This is a genomic window from Clostridium manihotivorum (assembly GCF_004015185.1).
GTDB lineage: Bacteria > Bacillota > Clostridia > Clostridiales > Clostridiaceae > Clostridium_AR > Clostridium_AR manihotivorum.
The window spans coordinates 859,266-880,880 of record NZ_CP025746.1 but is presented as its reverse complement, the minus strand read 5'-3'; the positions used below and the strand labels follow the sequence as shown (position 1 = coordinate 880,880).

The 21,615-nt window shown below is 30.5% G+C and carries 15 protein-coding genes; 4 read left to right on the top strand and 11 right to left on the bottom strand.

Annotation, left to right across the window (positions count from 1 at the left end; all coding sequences use genetic code 11):
* Positions 1 to 246 precede the first annotated feature (246 nt).
* The 6 genes from C1I91_RS03915 to ribD all read right to left on the bottom strand — a co-directional run bounded on the left by C1I91_RS03915 (position 247) and on the right by ribD (position 8,048).
* Complete coding sequence (locus C1I91_RS03915; protein WP_128211325.1) at positions 247 to 414, bottom strand: zinc-ribbon domain-containing protein; 168 nt, start codon at positions 412 to 414, stop codon at positions 247 to 249.
* Positions 415 to 619: 205 nt separating this feature from the next.
* Complete coding sequence (locus C1I91_RS03910; RefSeq protein WP_128211324.1) at positions 620 to 2,383, bottom strand: cellulose biosynthesis cyclic di-GMP-binding regulatory protein BcsB; 1,764 nt, start codon at positions 2,381 to 2,383, stop codon at positions 620 to 622.
* 2 nt (positions 2,384 to 2,385) lie between these two features.
* Positions 2,386 to 5,028 (bottom strand): glycan biosynthesis hexose transferase WsfD, encoded by a 2,643-nt coding sequence (wsfD, locus tag C1I91_RS03905; protein WP_128211323.1) that lies wholly within the window; start codon positions 5,026 to 5,028, stop codon positions 2,386 to 2,388.
* A 359-nt stretch (positions 5,029 to 5,387) separates the two neighbouring features.
* Complete coding sequence (locus C1I91_RS27995; RefSeq protein ID WP_160679153.1) at positions 5,388 to 5,537, bottom strand: hypothetical protein; 150 nt, start codon at positions 5,535 to 5,537, stop codon at positions 5,388 to 5,390.
* Between the two features lie 122 nt (positions 5,538 to 5,659).
* Entirely contained in the window at positions 5,660 to 6,847 is a 1,188-nt protein-coding gene (gene ribA, locus C1I91_RS03900; RefSeq protein WP_128211322.1) for a GTP cyclohydrolase II, read from the bottom strand.
* 109 nt (positions 6,848 to 6,956) lie between these two features.
* Complete coding sequence (gene ribD, locus C1I91_RS03895) at positions 6,957 to 8,048, bottom strand: bifunctional diaminohydroxyphosphoribosylaminopyrimidine deaminase/5-amino-6-(5-phosphoribosylamino)uracil reductase RibD (RefSeq protein ID WP_128211321.1); 1,092 nt, start codon at positions 8,046 to 8,048, stop codon at positions 6,957 to 6,959.
* Positions 8,049 to 8,965: 917 nt separating this feature from the next.
* Between ribD and C1I91_RS03890 the strand changes: the two genes are divergently transcribed.
* The 3 genes from C1I91_RS03890 (at position 8,966) to C1I91_RS03880 (ending at position 13,761) form a co-directional block, all read left to right on the top strand.
* Positions 8,966 to 10,624: a BclA C-terminal domain-containing protein gene (locus C1I91_RS03890; protein ID WP_128211320.1), complete on the top strand. Its 1,659-nt coding sequence runs from the start codon at positions 8,966 to 8,968 to the stop codon at positions 10,622 to 10,624.
* A 217-nt stretch (positions 10,625 to 10,841) separates the two neighbouring features.
* On the top strand, positions 10,842 to 11,897 hold the full coding sequence (locus C1I91_RS03885; protein WP_128215908.1) for a glycosyltransferase: 1,056 nt from the start codon (positions 10,842 to 10,844) through the stop codon (positions 11,895 to 11,897).
* A gap of 448 nt (positions 11,898 to 12,345) precedes the next feature.
* The gene (locus tag C1I91_RS03880) at positions 12,346 to 13,761 is read left to right on the top strand and encodes an aspartate ammonia-lyase (RefSeq protein WP_128211319.1); all 1,416 of its coding nucleotides are present in this window, start codon (positions 12,346 to 12,348) and stop codon (positions 13,759 to 13,761) included.
* A 100-nt stretch (positions 13,762 to 13,861) separates the two neighbouring features.
* On the opposite strand, the gene C1I91_RS03875 is transcribed toward C1I91_RS03880, so the two are convergent.
* Positions 13,862 to 14,896, bottom strand: coding sequence for a ribonucleotide-diphosphate reductase subunit beta (locus C1I91_RS03875; protein WP_128211318.1), 1,035 nt, complete (start codon positions 14,894 to 14,896; stop codon positions 13,862 to 13,864).
* A 41-nt stretch (positions 14,897 to 14,937) separates the two neighbouring features.
* Positions 14,938 to 17,169 (bottom strand): ribonucleoside-diphosphate reductase subunit alpha, encoded by a 2,232-nt coding sequence (locus tag C1I91_RS03870; RefSeq protein WP_128211317.1) that lies wholly within the window; start codon positions 17,167 to 17,169, stop codon positions 14,938 to 14,940.
* Between the two features lie 576 nt (positions 17,170 to 17,745).
* Here C1I91_RS03870 and C1I91_RS29325 point away from each other — a divergent pair.
* Positions 17,746 to 17,877: a hypothetical protein gene (locus C1I91_RS29325; protein ID WP_275051646.1), complete on the top strand. Its 132-nt coding sequence runs from the start codon at positions 17,746 to 17,748 to the stop codon at positions 17,875 to 17,877.
* Between the two features lie 224 nt (positions 17,878 to 18,101).
* On the opposite strand, the gene C1I91_RS03865 is transcribed toward C1I91_RS29325, so the two are convergent.
* From C1I91_RS03865 to C1I91_RS03855, 3 genes are all read right to left on the bottom strand, one after another.
* Positions 18,102 to 18,470: an arsenate reductase family protein gene (locus C1I91_RS03865; protein ID WP_128211316.1), complete on the bottom strand. Its 369-nt coding sequence runs from the start codon at positions 18,468 to 18,470 to the stop codon at positions 18,102 to 18,104.
* Positions 18,471 to 18,629: 159 nt separating this feature from the next.
* Positions 18,630 to 20,486, bottom strand: a complete 1,857-nt coding sequence (locus tag C1I91_RS03860) for a sensor histidine kinase (protein ID WP_128211315.1) — start codon at positions 20,484 to 20,486, stop codon at positions 18,630 to 18,632.
* A complete protein-coding gene (locus tag C1I91_RS03855; RefSeq protein WP_128211314.1) occupies positions 20,464 to 21,156 on the bottom strand; it encodes a response regulator transcription factor in 693 nt (230 codons plus the stop codon). Before C1I91_RS03855 ends, C1I91_RS03860 begins: the two co-directional genes overlap by 23 nt.
* Positions 21,157 to 21,615 lie beyond the last annotated feature (459 nt).

Below are 21,615 nucleotides of genomic sequence, written 5' to 3'. Positions count from 1 at the left end.
GAAAAAGCCTACTTAACATAATGGAAATTAAGTCCAATTGTTTATTTACATATCTGCCTTCTCTGAAAGTATATAAAGAAGTTCTGACAGGCGAATAAGATTTCTTTTTTACTGTTAAAATAAATTGCTGTTATAACCCATTTAAATTGCTAGATTTAGCTAGAAAAAATTATATATTTCCTTCTGACAGTAAAAAAGCTATCTAAAAGAAGTAATTCTCTTAGATAGCCTATATTCAGTCAATTATTATCTTCTGAATCCTCTGTTATTGTTTTGTTGCTTTCTTGCTCTTCTGCATTCTGGACATCTTTGTGGTTCGTTTTCGAATCCTTTTTCTTTGTAGAATGCTTGTTCTCCTTCTGTGAAAACAAATTCTTTTGAACAATCTTTGCAAACTAAATTCTTATCTGCCATTTGAACATTTCTCCTTTTTATTCATATATTAAGATTTAAAAATAGGATTAGTATATGCCTAAAAAGGTATGTTCAATCATATTAATTAAATCTTTACGTTGTATTAAAATTTATCACAACGAATTCAGTATAACACACATAAAAGTATTTAGCAAGAACTTTATTAAACATTTTATTCCATTTTATCCACATCATATGAAATAAATCATCTTCTTTTTACTTTCTTACTTATGGAACTTAATAATACTATTATAAATAAAACTATAAGAAGCATTATAGAATATATTATTAACTTTTTAGGTTTGTTATCCAACTTTTTAAACTGACTACTTATTGGCTCAGCCATTTCTTGTTTAAACCTAAAGTTTTTCAAGTTTCCATACTTATCTATCACTACTCCATCGCCTGATATTCTCTTAGAAAACCTTTCTGAAGATAAATATTCTATAGATTTTCTCAATGTATCACTATTAGGTGAGGTCAATATTAATGCTGCATTTTTTTTGTTAAATGGAGATTTATCAAATTGAAAAAAAGCTGTATTATTTGCGTAGCCATCGTAAAAACATAGCTTTTCATTTTCCAAAAGCTTTGTATAATCAGTTTTATATTTAAACCATAGTTTTTCATTTAGATCTCTTATTATATTATTATTTTTAGCAGTGCCGTATATTATTAAATTCATATTCTTATGTTCATCATTAAAATTGTTGCAATTGATAACTTTAAGGGTTGATGATTCATCAAGTACACTACTTCCTAAGTATGAAACCATATAACACAAACTGTTTAATTCATCTTCATTTAAATAAGCAGGTAATATCAACGCAGTATTATTGAACTTATTATCTATAATAAATGGTTTAGGATAATTTTCAAACCTATAGCTAGAATATCTCTTCTTATCATCACGTTCTTTTGATTTTTCTTCTATTACAGGTGAATTAGCTCTCTTATCAGTGATTAAACTTGTATTTTGGTCAACTATAAAGATATTTGACTTCATGCTATCTACTATTTTTTTATTCATAAGTACCTTTATAGCCTTCGTCTTTAAGCTGTCATCATCTGAAACAATTATAAGAGCGCTATGGATATCCTTATTTTTCTTAGATCGGACCTTTACTTTTTCAATCACAGCAGTTTTACTATAGTCTATATTCTTAGGATTTATATAATCAGCTTTTATTTCAGAAGGAAGATTTGAGTACCTACCTATATATATTATGTCTTTACTTTCATTATCTAACTCTGGCGTATACCTGTTTAGACTTATTCTAAACTCTTCATTTAAGCTCAGCCTTCTTAAGTAGGAGGATAGTACCAAAGCACCTTCCAATTCTTCATCTGTATAGTTTTTTGGTATAAGAAGATTACACTTAGAATATTTATTCTCACTTATCCTAAGAAATGGATATGGAAATTGGTCTATATTATTTGTTACTTCTTTATCCTTAAACTGAACTAATATATTAGATTTATCAGATATATTTATAACTTCGTAGCCTAGTAATTTATCTTCACTTATAATTTTAACGGAAATCCTATTCGCACCTTCTCGGATTAAACTATTAGGTATTTGTACCTTAGTCTTCTGATTACTAGTATTAGGATCATAATTCAAATTATTCGAGTAGAACTCTTTCCCATTAGCTAATAACGATATTCCTATATTCTTTTTTATGCTCATTTGCAAATCTGCTTCTAGCTTTTGAATATCCCACCACTTGTTAACCACAATATCAGTATTACAAATAAGTGTATCATTTAATATCTCAATTTTATTATTTATATAAAATCTTTTTAAATTATTAGCCCATGGTTCCAAATTAATTTTAGAATAATCTTTAATTTTATTTTCCGTAGCATTAACTTTAACAGACCGTATGGGTAAACTCAACAACATAAAAAGCACAAGAACATATTGGACAAATAAATTTATTTTTTTTTGAAAACAACCTTGGTTCATTACTATTCCCCCACAGACCTAGAATATTGTAGATTACCATTTAGATAGATCTTATGATCACTACCTCTTATCTCATCATCTTTTAATCTAATTCTAAGATTTACGTCCCTTAAGTCACTAAAATCTATCCCTCCCCTGCTTAAAGAAAAAATATTTTCTTTGAGTTCCACCAAACTTATATCAGAATTTATAGTTATTCCTATTGGACTGATTTGATTTATCGGATCCTTAATAAAATCTTCTATATCCACTTTTTCTATTGCTGTTTCATAGGGATTTAAACTTAACATATTAAAGTCTATAATGTTATCTTTTTTATCTTTCTCAATTAATATTGAGTTTGATAATTTTAGCATTGAACCATAATCATCTTTATAAATCCATCTATCTGGAATACTAACAGCCACTGGATATACCTTATATTTCAAGTAATTAGAAAAAGCCATTTGAGTTTTTTCAATAACCTCTTCTCCTTTAGGATCAGATATATAAAAAATAGGTGAATGTAATACCACTGCTCCCCCTTTATTTTGCGCATAAATCAAAGAATCCGTAAATTTCTTCATAGAAATAAAATCTATATTTTCGTAAATCGGCATTACCTCACATATAAAGGGAATGTTTTTAGTACTTAAAAAATCCACTTTCTCCTTAAATTCATTTAAATTGATAAATGGATATATCTTCTCCAACACAAGATATCTTTTATTACCCCTGCTTTTATCTTGATCTAACTCTTTTAGAATAGTACTTTTGCTTAAATAATCATCTATATCCAGATTAAAAATCGCTATGTTCATAGTTTTAATGGGATTATCATTTTTCAATTTATTTATCTTCTTCTGATTATTAGATAACCATACAACTTTTCCTTTATAGTTTCCTAATTTGTACAAGGTATTTTCAACTATCCCACTATCCTCATTGTCCAGTACAATTATCTTACTGTAACTATCCACATCTCCTAATTCACATGGCAGTCTTCTAATGCTTATATCCGAATTATTAGCTTCCATTGCAAGCTTCACTAAACAATTTAGATTACTATAGTCAGATGAAAAATGCTTATAGGAATCATATAAAATCATTACCTTTCTCTCAGCCGCATTACATTGATTATATGGGAAAAATATAGTTAAGATACTCATAACAATTATTAATTTAAACTTATTAATCCTTCCTTGCTTACCTTTAATCTTCTCTCTATTCTGTATATGATTAAATATTCGTATACAAGAAAAGTATAGCAGCATGTCAAAACTTAGATTAAACATAAATAGATGCTTACTTAAGTCAGCATCCCCAGCCCCTAAGATTGATACGAACACCTGCGAAATTCCTATGAGAAAAACAGCAAGAAAGACCTCTTCAATCAATTGATGTTTTACATCTTTTGTTCTTAGATAATAAATATAATCCTTAATAGAAAAGAAAAAGTAGCTTACTATAACAATCATTGTAAAAAATATATTATGTGGAAGATATCTTGACTTAATATAGCTATAAATAGTAAAAAATGAGGCTTTCTGTCCAAAGGCTTTTCCTTCTATCTTTTCATAGTTTCCCATTGCCGTTGGTCTTATACTGTATCCATTTTCTGAAGCAATACTAAGCATTTTCCCTAGCGCTGCAGGGTTCTTTAAGTAATATTTTATTATTGATCCAAAAGAATACTTAGAATAAAATTCCTTCATCAATTTGTCATCTTCAGGTTGTATTACTGGTATAGGATTGTAAAAAGTATTACCAGCAAGCATCGCATATTGAGGATTAATGTTAAACTCTTTTAAGATCTCTTCTGGTCCAGGCTCATCTATCAATACCCCTCTAGTCATAGAATGATATCTGTTTATATAATCAAAGGGGCCTACTATAGAAAAGTAAAAAATCGCAGAGCATATAACAAATAAAGCTATAAGAAATTTCAAGGCATGTTTTAATGACTTAGAGCTTTCAGTTATTATAAGTCTAAAAAGTATAAGAGAATATATTATTCCTACTGGTGCAAGCTGCTGTTTTGATCCAATAAATATTAAAGAGACAACTGAAAATATCAGAAGATATGAAACTTTAATCTTATCAAAAGAGTACATGTATATAAGCAAACCTATGCTCAATAGGAAAAAACTAAAATTCACAGCCTCTCCATAAAAGGAATTAAAGTACGCTATATACCCGGTATCGCAAAATATCAGAACAAAAAGTATTACAGCAAAAAACTTATACCTCTTTAAACTCATCTCTTTCAGGAAAGACTTTAATATAAAGTAAGCAGCAAAATCAGTAACAACTATATATATAAGAGCTAAAAATCTTATATCAAAAATCTCTCTGCTATTTAAAAGCTTATTTAGAATTATAGCAACTTGTATCATTAATGAATGTGTTGATAAAATCATAAATCCAGTCTCATTAAAGTACTTATAAATGCCATATTGCTTATTAAAGTATCCAAAAAATGTATCATTACTACAATTAGAAATATGATACAAACCATTAGGACCTATTATTCTGTAAAAATCTCCATTATCCGCCATTCCTATTAATGGTCTTATGAATAAGGTAATTGAACATATTAATGATATTGAGAGCAATGCTATTATTATAAGAGTTAAGTCGTTTAAATTAAGCTTTATTTTTCTCATTTTGACCTCGATTTTAATTGCTTTTTTTCAACTAATATTATTCCTCTTAATGTAAAATACATTCATACCAATAAAACCCTAACTTAACCATATCTCTATAGCAATAACCTAGCTCATCTGGAAACTGACTTATAGGGAACCAACTTCAACTATTAATTTATACATGCCACAAAGTCACTAGAAGCCTATATTTTATAACAAATATAAATTAAGTTTTTATAAAGGTTCCCTATAGACTAACTGGTGTTTATACTAAAAGAAAAGGACCTAGCACAAATCATAATTATGCTAAATCCTAATTTTATAAATTAATCATAAATGGTATATGCTCTAAGCCTCATATCATCTAACCAATATATCTATTTTTTATTTTTAGTATCATTTTTTAATGCATTAGAATATTCTTCACTTCTATATTCCTCTGAAGCATTTTCACCTAGTTGATCGTTAAAGTGCTCAACATCTCTTTTGCTGTTATTTTTTTGAGAATTATTATTATTGTTTGGCATATTAAATCTCTCCTCTCTGAAAATAAGATTTCCTATTTAGTATTATCATTTATCCTTTTAAATAGTCAGCTTTTCTTATTTTTTAAGAAGAAATTTCTGCTTTTTCGACATAGTAATTACTTTTAGAACAGATGTCCCATTTTCTCTTTCTTTGTCTTAAAGTACTTCTCATTATGAAGATTTGTATCCATTATTAAAGGAACTCTTTCAACTACTTCTATTCCATGTCCTTTTATACCAACTATCTTTTTAGGATTGTTTGTCATAAGTCTTATCTTTCTTACATTTAACTCTCTAAGTATTTGAGCTCCTATTCCATAATCCCTCATATCAGCTGGAAATCCTAAGGCTATATTTGCTTCTTCTGTGTCTAGACCTTCTTCTTGAAGCTTATATGCCTTTATTTTGTTTATGAGTCCTATACCTCTGCCTTCTTGTCTAAGATAGAGCAATACTCCTTTTCCTTCTTTCTCTATGGTATTAAGTGCAGCAGCTAATTGCTCACCACAGTCACATTTTAATGAGTGAAATGCATCTCCAGTAAGGCATTCTGAATGGACTCTTACTAAGACTTCATCCTCTTCACTTATATCTCCCTTAACCAAGGCTACATGATGCTCTCCATTTAGTTTATTGACAAATCCCACCATTCTAAAATCTCCATATGCTGTAGGCAAGTTTGCTTCTGCTTCTTTAGTCACATAGCATTCGCTTTCTCTTCTATAAGCTATAATATCCTCAATAGATACAATCTTTAAATTATTTTCTTCTGCTAATCTCTTTATATCAGTTAACTTTGCAATAGATCCATCTTCATTTAGTATTTGTGTTATAACAGCAGATGGATACAATCCTGAAAGCTTTGCTAAATCAACAGCACCTTCAACATTTGCTGCTTTTTTTAATACTCCACCTGTTGCAGCTTTACATGGAAATATATTTCCTGGAATTCTAAAGTTTTGTCTTGTTTCACCGGATTGTATAAGTTTTTTTACTGTTACAGCTCTTTCTTCTGCAGATGCACCATTGGTAGTACTTTCGTGATCTAAAGAAATTGAGAACTCATTTCTATTACTAACTCCGCTTCCATCAACTAATTTAGGCAGATTTAACTCTTCAAACCTGTTTTCTTCAAGTGCAGCATAGATAATACCAGCTCCATGCTTAGTCATAAAGTTTATACTTTCTTTAGTTATTAACTCTGACAGTGCCACCAACACTCCATTATTCTCTTCATTTTCATCATCTACCAGTACAACAATACTTCCATTTTTAATTTCCTCTAGTGTTTCGCTAATTTTAGAAAACATAATATCCTCCTTTAAAGTTATTTAAACTTCATCCTAATTTTATTAAACCCATTCAAATAAATATAATATGCTATTATTTTACTACAGATTTCCATAAAGTCTATTTGATTTATTCAGCTATATATCCCTTGAAGATTACATCATCTCCAACTATCTCATGACTTACTTTTTTTAGTCTTATAGCATCATTCATCTTTTCAATTCCCAGTCCACCAACTGGAGTTACCGCATTTTGTCCACCAATTATCTTTGGAGCTATTGCAACATACACCTTATTTACAATTCCGCTTTCAAAAGCTGATGCCAATAAAGAACTGCCTCCTTCTATATATAATGAATCTATATTTTTTTCTCCAAGCAGCTTTACTATTTCTTTAAAAGGTAACTTGCCATCAACTTCTTCTATTTTTAATATCTCTGCTCCAGTACTTATTATTTCTTTTTCTTTTTTTTCATCTATTTTAGTTGATGCTACAATTAACGTTTTAACATTATCATCAACCTTTAGAACATTGGAGTCTAACGGAATATCACCGTACTTAGAAACTATTACTCTTAATGGATTTGATATAGTAATCCCTTTTAGTCTAGTTGTAAGCAATGGATTATCTACCTTAACCGTATTCTCTCCTACCATTATAGCTGCTACTCTCTGACGTAAATAATGAACAAACTCTAAGCTTTTCTCACTACTTATCCACTTTGAATCACCTGTTCTACTTGCAAGCTTTCCATCTAAGGTCATAGCCCATTTTGTAAATACATAAGGTGTTCCTTTATTTACATAGTGTGTATAGATTTCATTTAGTTCCTCACACTTTTCTTTTAGTATGTTATATACAACCTCTATACCCAAATGAGATAAAATTTTCCTCATCTGTCCCTTAAATCCGCTTTTAGGGTTCTCCATACCTAAATATATCTTCTTAATACCGCTATTTAATATGAAATCTATATAACTCTTGTCTTCAATTGATAATTCTGGCTCTATATTTATAAATAGTTCCCCGTCTTTAGTACTTTCAACTGAATTTTTTATAGCATCTATTTCAGCTTTTTCACAGCCGTAAGCTTTATAATATCCTTGTCCTATAATTCTACCTTCTTTAACTACTATAGCTCCTACAAGTGGATCAGGATTTACAAATCCACTCCCACCATTAGCTATCTCTATGGCCATATCCATATATACTTCATTCATAAAAAACACCTCTATGATTTCTAACTTTTCAAATTTTAATATAAAATATTTTACTCAACATCTTATCTTATTAATTTCGTAATAAAAAATCAGATTAATATAATTTTATTATATCCATATAGCTAATCATTATTTATAATTTCAAATATTTACTTTATTATGTATAAATTTATCATAGCTAATATTTATCGTCAATATTAATTAATAATAATTATCGTTTATTTTATAATTTAACTTCCCTCTGCATAAAAAAAGTCGCTGAAGCGAACTACTTAAGTGAGCTTTTTTGCACATCTGCTTTTTCCGAACCTATGTAAAGAAATTTTATCATGCGACATAATTTCACTTTTTACTGTTTCCCTTAAATAGTAGTTCTAACCCATTGATATTTCTAGGTTTAAATAATAACAATCTTATAATTGGTCTAAATAGTAAAAAAGCTCATTGTAATAAGTTATTAGAAAACTAAATAACTTATTACAATGAGCTAAAAACAGCTATCCTTGGTAAAAACTTATTATTATAAATTAAGCTTTAATTAATCAATGCAAAAACAATTCCTACTATACAAATTATTATTACAACAACATCAAAAATAACACTTAGATTGTTTATACTATTCTTTTCATCCCTATAAGAGTTCATATTGATTCCCCTTTTTCCAATAACTAAGCTACAAATATTATGATATAGGATTAAAGTTAATTTAAGCTTACGATAATCTTAAGTTTATCTTAAATTACGAAATAGTACACTTTGTATTTATTAAAAATCGCACCTCATGAAATAACTGTAAATAAAAACTTTATATTGAATATAATATATCTCATCAATTTATTTATGTACATTTATAGTATCTAACACATATTATATCTAGACTATAACTATAGTTAATTTGATATAAAGGAGAGGATTATGTGTCCACAATAAAGATTAATCCCTCTCAGGATACTTTCATAAGTAGTGGTGCTCCTAATGATATAAATTGCTATTCTTCAATTCTTTACACTGGTTCAATAATAAATGATAGCTTTTGCTATAACAACTTTAGGATCCTAATTAAGTTCGATATATATAGCATGATACCTAAGGGAAAAATACTAAAGGAAGCAAAATTAAATCTCTTTGTTTTTAAAAAACAGTCAATCGATGCTCAGCTTTCACCTCAAATAGTAAGAATTTATTCCAATCTAAGTGATTTTTCTCAATGCTTAACTAATTGGAATAACGCTCCAAATGTAAAACCAACAAATTATTATACTACTGTGACAGATTTTAATATAAATAACTTTATAAGCATTGATATAACCAACTTAGTGAAAAACTGGTATTATAACTTAATACCCAACTATGGAATTACACTTGTAGGAATTGAACACAACTACCAGTCTATAATAGGTTTTAGATCTTCCAAATATCAGTTTGTTGATAGAAGACCTACCTTGATCATAACCTATGAAGATAGCGTTCCAACTGGATGTACCTGCATAACCGGAGCTACAGGAGCTACCGGGTCTACTGGCCCAACCGGTGCTACTGGATTAACAGGATCCATCTCAATTACAGGCGCTACAGGACCTACCGGTGCTACTGGCATTACAGGTCCTACTGGGGACACTGGTCCTATGGGCCTTACCGGTGCTACTGGTATCACAGGTCCTACCGGTACTACTGGTATCACAGGTCTTACTGGGGATGCTGGCCATATCGGTCCTACCGGTGCTACTGGTATCACAGGTCCTACTGGGGATGTTGGCCCTATGGGTCCTACCGGTGCTACTGGTATCACAGGTCCTACTGGGGATGCTGGTCCTATGGGTCCTACTGGTGCTACTGGTATCACAGGACCTACTGGGGATGCTGGCCATATCGGTCCTACCGGTGCTACTGGTATCACAGGTCCTACTGGGGATGTTGGCCCTATGGGTCCTACCGGTGCTACTGGTATTACGGGTCCTACTGGGGATGCTGGCCCTATCGGTCCTACCGGTGCTACTGGTATTACTGGTCCTACTGGGGATGCTGGCCCTATCGGCCCTACTGGCGCTACGGGTATCACAGGTCCTACTGGAGATGTTGGTCCTATCGGCCCTACTGGCGTTACTGGTACCACAGGTCCTACTGGTGCTACTGGTATCACAGGTGCTACTGGAGCTAATGGCGCATCGACCACAGCTAATTCAGCTTTTGCCGCAAACACTACAGGAGCCTCGATTGCTGTACTATTAGGAGGTACGTCTATAAGCCTACCGAACAGCCAAAATATTGGTCCAGGAATTAGTATAGATGCCTCTAACACAGTCTTTACTGTAAGCAATGCTGGAACTTACTATATTTCTTATCACATTAATCTCACAGCAGCTTTAGGTGTTAGTTCTAGACTCTTAATAAATTCAGTTTCAAATACAGCCTCAGTAGTAGATCCAAGTATCTCACTATCTAGTTTCAACAACTCAATAATAGTAGATTTGAATGCTAATTCAACCATTATACTACAACTATATGGAGTATTAGGAACTGCTACGCTGATAGGTGGTGGAGCTGGAGCAGTTCTTTCTATAATACGTTTAAGATAAGTCAGATTAATTTTAAAAATAGCTGAAGCGAGTTTCTTCAGCTATTTTTTCTCATACGACTTTTCTAACCATATGTGAAAAAATTTTGGCAGCCTATGTATTTAGTTCTCAGTAAGAAGTGGTACATCTTTAAATACTAAAACATAATATATTAATTATTGTGTAATGTAGAAATGAGGTTGGTATATTGAGTAATAATATAAGTATAAGTTTATGTATGATAGTTCGTGATGAAGAATTGACTATAGCAAGATGCCTAAATTGCATAAAAGATATAGTAGATGAAATCATAGTAGTAGACACAGGTTCTACTGATAAAACAAAAGATATCTTAAAAAATTATACTAACAATATATATGATTTTAAGTGGATTGATGATTTCTCAGCTGCAAGGAACTATGCTTTTAGTAAAGCGACAAAAGATTATATTTTATGGTTGGATGCAGATGACGTTTTCCTACCAGATGACATTGATAAATTAAAGCTACTAAAGCAAAATTTAAATACTGATGTAGATTCAGTGACTATGAGATACAATATTGGAATTGACGAATACGGAAATCATGCTTCTTCCTATAGACGGAATAGACTTGTTAAACGAGCTAAAAACTTTGTATGGAGAGGCTTCATTCATGAATACTTGGAGGTATATGGTAACATAATCAATAGTGATATATCTGTAACGCATCAAAAAGTTAAAGCGACACCTAATAGAAATATAGAAATTTATGAAGCCAAATTAAAAGAGGGTTTTAAACTCATACCTAGAGATATACTATACTATGCTCATGAACTTTACGATCATGGCAGATTTGAAGAAGCTCTTACCAACTACAATAATTTTTTAGATAGTGGCCTAGGTTGGTATGAAGATAATATAAGAGTTTGTGGAAACATTTCAGATTACTACCAATCAATAAGCAATTTTGAAAAATCTAGAGAATATTCATTTAAAAGCTTTCAATACGATCTGCCTAGAGCAGAAGCTTGCTGTAGAATAGGCTTTTCTTACCTGTGCGAAAATAAAATAGAGCAAGCAATATTTTGGTATGAGTTAGCTACTGAGCTAAAAAAGCCTGAAAATAGTCTCGGTTTCTTTAATGATGCCTCTTGGACTTGGCTACCTCATCTTCAGTTATGTGTTTGTTATGATAGAATCGGAGACCATATTACAGCTTTTAAGCATAACGAAATAGCCTACAGCTATGCTCCTAATGATTCAAAAATCTTATACAACAAAAACTACTTTCATTCTATTGGCATAAACTCATAATACTATAATTGCCTCTAACTCCATCTGTAATACCTTATAAAAATAAACTCTCCATTTATCATAATTCAATAAACAGCATTAACTTAGAATATTTCTATAAATCAATTTATATAGTGCAATAATTTTACATTAAATATATTATATTACCATATATAACCGATACCATTAATATATTTATTATTAATATTAGATTAATTTTAACTTTTTATTAATGAAATCGTATCAAAAATATTATATACATTTTATCACTTATATGTGTCAATTGACAAATTTGTAGGCAAAAGAATATGATAATGTATGTAGAACAAAGGTGTTTTCGCTGTTGTAGCGAAGACACCTTTTTTATTTTTAAAAAAATCTTTGGCCAAAGGTTTTAATAGATATTCATACTTTATTATCAAAGGATTCATCTTATAAAAATTTATAATGAATAGTGAGGGTTAATATTATGAAATATAGAATTGAAAAAGATTTAATTGGCTCTAAAGAAATTGATGATTCTAAGTATTACGGAATAAATACTGTACGTGCTCTTGAAAACTTTAATTTATGTAATAAAACGATTAATATAGATTTTGTGAGAGAAATTGCTCTTGTAAAAAAAGCTGCAGCAATAACCAATATGAAGTTAGGGAACCTAGAAGAAAAAAAGGCAGAAGCTATAATTAAGGCTAGTGAAGAAGTAATAGAAGGAAATTTTGATGATCAATTTAAAATAAGTGCCTTCCAAGGTGGTGCTGGTACTTCAACAAATATGAATGTAAATGAAGTTATTGCTAATAGAGCTATTGAGCTTATGGGTGGTAATAAAGGTGATTACTCTATCATTCATCCTTTAAATGATGTTAATATGTCACAATCTACAAACGATGTATGTCCAACTGCTCTTAGAATAGCTACAATAAAAAAAGTTAAGACAGTTATTAAAGAACTACAAAAGCTTAAAGAAGCTTTCAATGAAAAAGAAGACCAATTTTCAGAAATATATCGTCTTGGAAGAACTCAGCTAATGGATGCAGTTCCAATGACTGTAGGTCAAGGATTTGGAGCATATTCAAAGGTATTAGAAAGAGATCTATATAGAATCCGTAAGACTGAAGAAAATTTAAAAGATATAAATTTAGGTGGAACAGCTATAGGTACTGGCTTAAATGCAACAGATAGATATATCTTTATTGTAGCTGATACCTTAAGACATCTAACTAAGCTTGATATAAACAGAGCAAATTCATTAGTAGATGGTACTCAAAACACTGATTCCTTTGTAGAAGTATCAAGTGCCTTAAAAACCTGTGCAGCTAATCTTATAAAAATATCTAACGACCTTAGAATTTTAAATTCTGGTCCTAGAGGTGGATTTGGAGAAATAGCTCTTCCAGCTCGTCAAGCAGGGTCATCCATAATGCCTGGCAAGGTAAACCCTGTAATTCCTGAAATGATAGGCCAAATCTCAATGAGAATTATTGCAAATGATACTGCAATAACACTAGCCTCCTCTTCAGGACAGCTTGAATTGAATGCCTTTATTCCACTTATAGCAGAGAGCTTACTAGAGTCTCTTGATCTCCTAGAAAAAGCATCAGTACTCTTCAGAGAAAAGTGTGTAGATGGTATTTTAGTAAACGAAGCTCGCTGCCTTGAAAATCTTGAAAAATCAACAGCTCTAGTTACTGCATTAGTTCCACATATAGGATATGACAGAGCCTGTGAGCTTGCAAAAAAAGCTCTTAAAGAAGATAAATCAATGAGAGAAATTCTTTATGCTGAAGGTTTATATTCAAAGGAGCAAGTAGATTTTATGTTGGATCCATCTCAGCTAATTAAACCTGCAAGCTTTGAAGGAGAAGTACGAGTGGTTTCATAACTATTAAGCAAAACTTTAGGAGTAGTCAATGACCACTCCTAAAGTTTTATTTTTATATAATTTTTAATGAAAGCTTCAAAAATATACTTTATTATTTATTTTATAAGTCGTCTACTAAAGCACCAGCCTTAGCATATGCAGTAGATTTAGCTTCAAAGAAATCTGTTTTAACTGAGTTTGCATCAGCATAAATATCTACCCAAGTAGCAGGGTTCTTATCATACCCTTCAAATAAAGGCTCAAAACCTATATCCTTAAGTCTTATATTTCCTAAGTACTTTATGTAATCATTTATCATCTTCTTATTTAGGCCTTGAATTCCATCAGATATTACGTAATGTCCCCAAGCTATTTCATTCTCTACTCCAGTTCTAACCATCTCTCTTAATTCATCTGCTAACTTCTCAGTAAACATCTGTGGCTCTTCTCTTTGCAATTCTCTAATTATATTTCTAAATAGCCAAAGATGTGTATTTTCATCCCTATTTATATATCTTATCTCCTGTGCTGATCCAGGCATCTTTCCATTTCTCTCTAAGTTATAGAAAAACATAAAACCAGAATAGAAGTAGATTCCCTCAAGAATATAATTAGCCATTATTGTTTTTAAGAAGGTTTCTTCATTTGGATCTTCAACAAAGTTATTATATAAATCTCCTATAAATTTATTTCTTTCAAGAAGTATTTTATCATCCTTCCATTGAAATAATATTTCATTTCTCTTCTCTGGTGGACATATTGTATCCAGCATATAACTATAACTTTGAGAGTGAACAGCTTCTTGAAAAGCTTGTATAGTTAAGCATAGATTTACTTCACTAGCTGTAATATAGTTATTTATATTTCCAAGGTTCGCTGTTTGTATAGAATCCAAGAAAATTAAGAAGGACAATATCTTATCATATGCTACCCTTTCCTCTGCAGTTAGCTTAGGGTAATCCTTAAGATCTTGCGCTAAATTAATTTCTTCAGGTATCCAGAAATTATTCATAGCCTGCCTATACCAATCTGATACCCAAGTATATTTCATATTATTAAAGTCATTAAGATTTGTAGTATTCCCATTGACCATTTTTTTCTTTGATATTTCTGTATCTCCATTTTCATTAAATAGAGGCTTTTTGCTAATTGCCATATAAAATCCCTCCTTAAGGATGCATATTAGAATATTTTATACTACGCAGAACAACTTTCACAATCACTTACAGTTAAGGACTTTGACCTCACATAGTATATACTTTTAACCCCAGATTTACACGCTTCTATATATAAGTTCATTATTTGTCTCATGGTGTAATTTGTAGTTATATAAAGATTGAAGGATTGACCTTGATCTATATGCCTTTGTCTTATTCCATTTATCTTTACACACCAAGCTTGATCTATATTGTAAGCTGAATTGTAGTACCAATAATTTTCTTCAGAAAGGTCAGGAGCAATCTTTGGAGTTATACTTCCTTTTTTCTCTTCCATCCAGAATCTAGCCATAACTGGATCAATTCCCTCTGACGTACCTGCAAGAGTGGCTGTAGATCCATTTGGTGCAACAGCCAATAGATAGCCATTCCTCATACCATATTGCTTTATCTCTTCAGCTAGCTCCATCCATTGGTTTGATTCATAGTTTCTGATCTTGAAGTAATCGCCATTATGCCAGTCAGAACCTTCAAAGTGAGGATATGCTCCTTTTTCCTTAGCTATCTTCATAGAAGCTTTTATAGCATAGTAGTTAATCTTTTCATAAACCTTATCTGCAAATTCTGCATGATAGTCACTAGTCCAGGATATCTTATTGTTAGCTAGCATATGATGATATCCACTAGTTCCAAGACCTACCGCTCTATATTTTTTATTTGTAATCTCAGCAAAAGGCACTGAATAGTAATTTAAATCAATAACATTGTCCATAGCTCTTATTTGAGTTTCCACTATATACTCAAGCTCTTCATCATTATTTACATCAACATTTCCTAGAACTACTGATGATAGATTACATACTACAAAATCTCCAGCTTTAGTTCTTTCTATAACAATTTTATCTCCATTTTCGTCTAGTATCTCATCCTGTTGTATATCCATAGCGCTCATATTTTGCATTATCTCAGTACATAAATTTGAGGAATAAATCATTCCCTTATGCTTATTAGGATTCATTCTATTGGCAGCATCCCTGTAGAAGGCAAATGGAGTTCCTGTCTCTGCGGCACTCTTTATTATAAGTCTGACAATATCCTTTACGCACATAACTTTCTTTTCAATTCTTTCATCATCTACACATTGCCAGTATCTTTCTTCCCACTCTTCTCCATAGAAATCTTCAAGCGAATATCCCTTAACTGTCCTGATTTCATGTGGACACATTAAGTACCAATTGCTGTCGATATTTTCTTCTGCAAGCTTCCAGAAAAGATCTGGGTAGCAGATACCTGGAAATACATCATGAGCTTTCTTTCTATCATCCCCATTATTAGTCTTCAATTGAAGAAACTCCGGAAGATCCTTATGCCATGCATCTAACCAAATAGAAACACTACCATTCCTAACTCCAAGCTGGTCTACAGCTATTGCAGTATCATTGTATAGTTTTATCCAAGGAATAACCCCTCCAGAAGCGCCCTTAAAACCTCTTATAGCCGAACCTAAAGCCCTTACTTTACCGAAGTATATACCCATACCTCCACCAAACTTTGATACCTTTGCAAAGTTATCTAGAGATTTATATATTCCATTTAAACTATCTTCTACAGTATCAATGAAACAGGAACTCAACTGATAAAATGGCTTTCTAGCATTTGACATAGTAGGAGTAGCCATAGTTGCCTTTAATGAACTAAGTACATCATAAAATCTTTTAGCCCAATAAACTCTTTTATCATCTTTCTCTGGTATAGCTAAATGCATAGCAATGCCCATAAACATCTGCTGAGGTAATTCAAGCGGCTTTCTATTAAAGTCTTGAATTAGATATCTTTTAGCTAATAGGCTTATGCCACTATATGTAAATAAAAAGTCTCTCTTGGGATCAATATACTTTTCTAATTGATCTATATCATCTCTTGAGTAATTCTCTAAAATATACTTCCCATAAAGACCTTTATCTGTAAGCTCAGAAACAAAATCATAAAAGTTTTTATAAGGATCTTCTTCTTTAGTAAGTGCTCTATTTTCCCTTACTTCATCGTACAACTTTACTATATATAGTTTAGCTGCTCCATTAAGCCATTTTGGTTCCTCTTCTGTAGTAAGTTCAAGACAAACTTGAATTATAGAATTTAGCATATCGTTATAACTCATGTTGTCTCTCATTATATGCTCTAATGAATCAGTAAATTTTTTCTTTGAATATATATCCGTATCCCCACTAATGGCGCTTAGCGCTATATCACATAACTCTGATAGATTTTTCATAGCAATTCTCCTCCCCACAATATATAGTATATTTATTAGTATTCTATTCTTAGCAACACAATATATTGTCTTATATATTATAATAACCAAATAATAATTTTGTAAAATTACTTTTCTCCCGAAATAAGTGAATATAATATACCTTTATTGTATACATTTCATTTTTTCTTCTATTTCCTTACTAAACCATTTTAATTTTAAAGGATATATTTTCATGTTTTTATTACTGAATTCCATATAGATAAATTCGTATCTTAACCTCTATTACTTTATAATAAACTTAGGCTATGTTTAATAATATTGTTGAAATTAAGTGGTCATGAAGGAGATGCTATATGAGCGAGCAACTAGAATTAAATGATTTTTTCAGATGGAATGGCTTTAAAAATCACTAATACGTTCTTCATTAGTGATTTTTTGCGCATCTGCCTTTTCTGAACGTATGTGAAGAAATTCTGGCAGGCGACATAATTTTTTACTCTTTACTCTTTTTAATCAAGACATTTTATATTATTTTCATTTAAATCAAAATATAAGAATTTTATAAAAGTTATGATCATTAAAGAGTAAAACTGTATGTTCGAACGTAGTGAGTTTACAGTTTTAGCCATGGAATATGAAAAAATCATATTAATTCTTTGCGCAAGCTCATCTAAGCATCAGATGACTGACCACTTAATTTCAACACAGTGCTTTAACAGAGCCTAAACTTAAAATTTTATCAGTTCTTTAACTTAATTATCTTTTACCTTATAAGTTTATCCTTATACTCACAGTTATTAACAATTTCATCTCAAACATAGTTTATCTAAAATTAAAGAGTGATATCTCAGTAAGTAATTGGCATACTTATGATGTGCTACAAAAAATAAATCTCAAACCCTAAAGTTTGAGATTTATAGTAAAATAGTATTATGCTTCAAAAAAATATTTTACAAAGAAATATTTTTTACATCCTCTTCCCATTGATCTTCCTTAAATCCAACTAATACAGTATCATCCTTTATTAATATTGGTCTTTTTACAAGCATGCCATCTGTTGAGAGAATCTCTAAAAGTTCATCTTCTGAGGCAGTCTTAACCTTATCTTTCAAATTTAATTCTTTATACAGTCTTCCACTTGTATTAAAGAACTTATTAATTGGTAATCCACTTTTATCAAGCCAAAGCTTTAACTCCTCTTTTTTAGGATTATCTTCATTAATCACTCTATCAATAAAGTCTATATTATTATCTTGAAGCCACTTTTTAGCCTTTCTGCAAGTACTGCATTTTGGATACTCTATAAATGTAACTTTCATATAATATTCCTCCTTACTACATTGATTTAACTTTAACCAACAAACTTATAAAACTAATGGTAATGTTATATATTTTTAAGGTTGAAGCATTTCAATGACTTTTATATTTTATAAATTATGTTAATGTAATTAATATAAAAAGTAAAGAGCATATTTAGTTTACTCTAAGTCCTTAGGAATACTTATATAAAGCTTAAACATATCTCCTTCGGTTTCAATGTCCATCTTTCCACTGTGAAGCTCAACTATACTCCTAGCTATCGCAAGACCAAGCCCCGATCCATCAACCTCTGAATTTCTTGAGCTATCACCTCTTACAAATCTTTCAAAAATCTCATCATTATTAAAATTCATTTCATAAAAGGCAATGTTTTTAAAAGATATTTTTATAGCTTCACTAGAATCAACAATATCTATATATATCCTTGTATTATTCATTGAGTATTTTATTGCATTTATAATTATATTATTAAGCACTCTAGACATTCTGTATCCATCCAGCTTTACCATTAGGCTTTCTGGAGCATTAACTCTAACTTCAAGTTCCTTTTCCTCATATAACTCTATATATTCTCCTAAGGTCTGATATACAAGTTCTACAATATCTAGGTCGTTCTTTTCTAATGTTACCTTGCCACTGCTCATTTTTGATATTTCAAATAGGTCATCTATCAGATTCTTAAGCTTATAAGACTTATTACTGAGTATTTCTAGATAATCCTTTCTTTCCTCTTCAGTTATATCCTCTCTTTTTAATATATCTACATAATTAATTATAGAAGTCAGCGGAGTTCTAAGATCATGTGATACATTAGTTATAAGCTCTGTTTTTAGTTTTTCACTTTTAAGCTGGTTCTCTAAGACTATCTCATAACCGTCTCTTATAGAATTTATATTTTCTATGAGTTCACCAAACGAATCCCCTGCATCTTCTATTGCAATCTTATTATTCAAGTTTCCAGTAGCTAAAACTTTAGTCTGATTTATAAGCTCCTCTAATTTATAAACTCTATCTAATAGAAGTATACCTACTAATACAAAAAGTAAATCTCTAATAATCCTGATAATATTACCACTAAAGTTATAAATACCTACACTTATCAGAAGATAATCAATCCTATTAATACTATAATTCATTTTATAATCTATAATTATCAAAACAATAAAAACTAACGCTAGTACTATAATAGTCTTAAACACTTTTACTCTATACTTATTGAGCAAGCTTGGCAAAACGAGTATTCCACGTTTAGCCCTAAAAAAATTTTTATATATTAAAAGTGATTTTATAATACTATCTAAACTGCCTCGACCATTCTTTTTCCTATATCTTATTATTTTAAAAATCATTGTAGCAAGGAAACTAATTAAAAGTATAATAAATATAAAAAATAACTGTACGGCTCTTATATAGGAGGTGTAATAGCTATCTCTAATAAAATAAACCTCCTTATAGTTTGCTAAAACCTTTTTATCGTAATCTCCTAATAAATCATTTCTCACAATATAAGAATTAAAAGTATTAACATTGTCTACTGTGTAATAAGTTACATATCCCAAATCATCTAATATCTCTTCCGTACTCTTTCCAGAACTATTTATCTGCTTATATAGCCATTCTCTATTGGTAAATACATCTCCGCTACTTTTGTTTATTATTGCAAAGCCAACGTTATTACTTATTTTATATAAACTACTTCTTAAATCATCTATTTTCCAATCATCTTTTTTATTTTCATGTATCAGCGTATATTCATTAGTACTACTTGAAAATATCTTACTCATATCCCAAGAATCTAACTTTAGTCTGTTTAATCTGTATTCATTCTCACTTAACAGTACATTTTTCCACGAAACTCCATACTTCCAATTCCAATCGTCTTGGAAATCTATTTTATAGAAAAAATATATTAACGCCAAGAATGTGGCAATTATAAGGTATATTTCTATTTTAAAAACTTTACTCCAGTAATTATTAATCTTTGTTCCAGCCTTACTTGTCCATCTTATACCCAATACCCCACACCACCTTTATATACTCAGGCTCTTTTGCATCTATCTCAATCTTTTCTCTTATCCTTCTTATGTGTACAGTAACTGTATTTTCGCTCCTGTAAAAAGGTTCTGCCCATACTCTTTCATATATCTCTTTTATTGAAAAAACTCTCCCTGGGTTTTGAGCAAACAGACATAATATCTTAAACTCTGTAGCTGTTAAACGTATCTCTTCTCCCCTTAAAAACACTTTCTTTAAGTTTTGATCTAAAACCATATCTTTTATATTTATGATATTACTTTTTTCCTCTACTACAAGAGGACTTTCATATCTTCTTAACTGAGACTTCACTCTAGCTACAAGTTCCAGATGATTGAATGGCTTGGATATATAATCATCTGCTCCAATATTTAGGCCTAGTATCTTATCACTATCTTCAGTTTTTGCAGATAACATTATAATGGGTATGTTATTTTCTTCTCTTATCCTCATGCAAGTTCTTATACCATCAAGCTTTGGCATCATCACATCTAATATAATCAAATGTATTGTATTACTTCTCAGCATATCTAAGGCTTCCATTCCATTTGCGGCCTTTATGATATTTAACCCTTCACCTCTTAAATATATCTCTATTGCATCTCTTATTTCCTTTTCATCATCTACAACTAAAATTGAGAACTTCCCCAAAATAAACACTCCTTAATATTTAAATATACTGGTACCTATTTAAAACTTAATTTATATGCTAACCCAACAATAATTAAATAAACTTTTCTATACTAATACTATGTTAGTACTCTTTAATTAAAAAAAACCGTATAAAACTCTTACAAATTTATTAAGATTATTCTATTAACCATAATAACAGATTGACCATTACGTTGAATTTAAATGCATTTTCTCCTATTCTTTGCTCTTAAATATGTTCAATATTTAATACCTTGGCCAAAATATTATATAAGTATTAGCATTACTATTGTACCAACTTTTCACCTACATTCCTATTAATAATCAAGTTTCAAATAGATTGATATTTATTTGGTTGCTTAGAAATAAATTTTAATCTTCATAAAGTATCTTTTATAGGTTATAAATCTCCTATTTATCACCTTAAAATTCTCTTAAATTTGTTTACTTATAGAGAAA

Bases quoted from the DNA above. Each gene is read 5' to 3' on its own strand.
- C1I91_RS03915 (WP_128211325.1), bottom strand. From the start codon at position 414: ATGGCAGATAAGAATTTAGTTTGCAAAGATTGTTCAAAAGAATTTGTT.
- C1I91_RS03910 (WP_128211324.1), bottom strand. From the start codon at position 2,383: ATGAACCAAGGTTGTTTTCAAAAAAAAATAAATTTATTTGTCCAATAT.
- wsfD (WP_128211323.1), bottom strand. From the start codon at position 5,028: ATGAGAAAAATAAAGCTTAATTTAAACGACTTAACTCTTATAATAATA.
- C1I91_RS27995 (WP_160679153.1), bottom strand. From the start codon at position 5,537: ATGCCAAACAATAATAATAATTCTCAAAAAAATAACAGCAAAAGAGAT.
- ribA (WP_128211322.1), bottom strand. From the start codon at position 6,847: ATGTTTTCTAAAATTAGCGAAACACTAGAGGAAATTAAAAATGGAAGT.
- ribD (WP_128211321.1), bottom strand. From the start codon at position 8,048: ATGAATGAAGTATATATGGATATGGCCATAGAGATAGCTAATGGTGGG.
- C1I91_RS03885 (WP_128215908.1), top strand. From the start codon at position 10,842: ATGATAGTTCGTGATGAAGAATTGACTATAGCAAGATGCCTAAATTGC.
- C1I91_RS03880 (WP_128211319.1), top strand. From the start codon at position 12,346: ATGAAATATAGAATTGAAAAAGATTTAATTGGCTCTAAAGAAATTGAT.
- C1I91_RS03875 (WP_128211318.1), bottom strand. From the start codon at position 14,896: ATGGCAATTAGCAAAAAGCCTCTATTTAATGAAAATGGAGATACAGAA.
- C1I91_RS03870 (WP_128211317.1), bottom strand. From the start codon at position 17,169: ATGAAAAATCTATCAGAGTTATGTGATATAGCGCTAAGCGCCATTAGT.
- C1I91_RS29325 (WP_275051646.1), top strand. From the start codon at position 17,746: ATGTTCGAACGTAGTGAGTTTACAGTTTTAGCCATGGAATATGAAAAA.
- C1I91_RS03865 (WP_128211316.1), bottom strand. From the start codon at position 18,470: ATGAAAGTTACATTTATAGAGTATCCAAAATGCAGTACTTGCAGAAAG.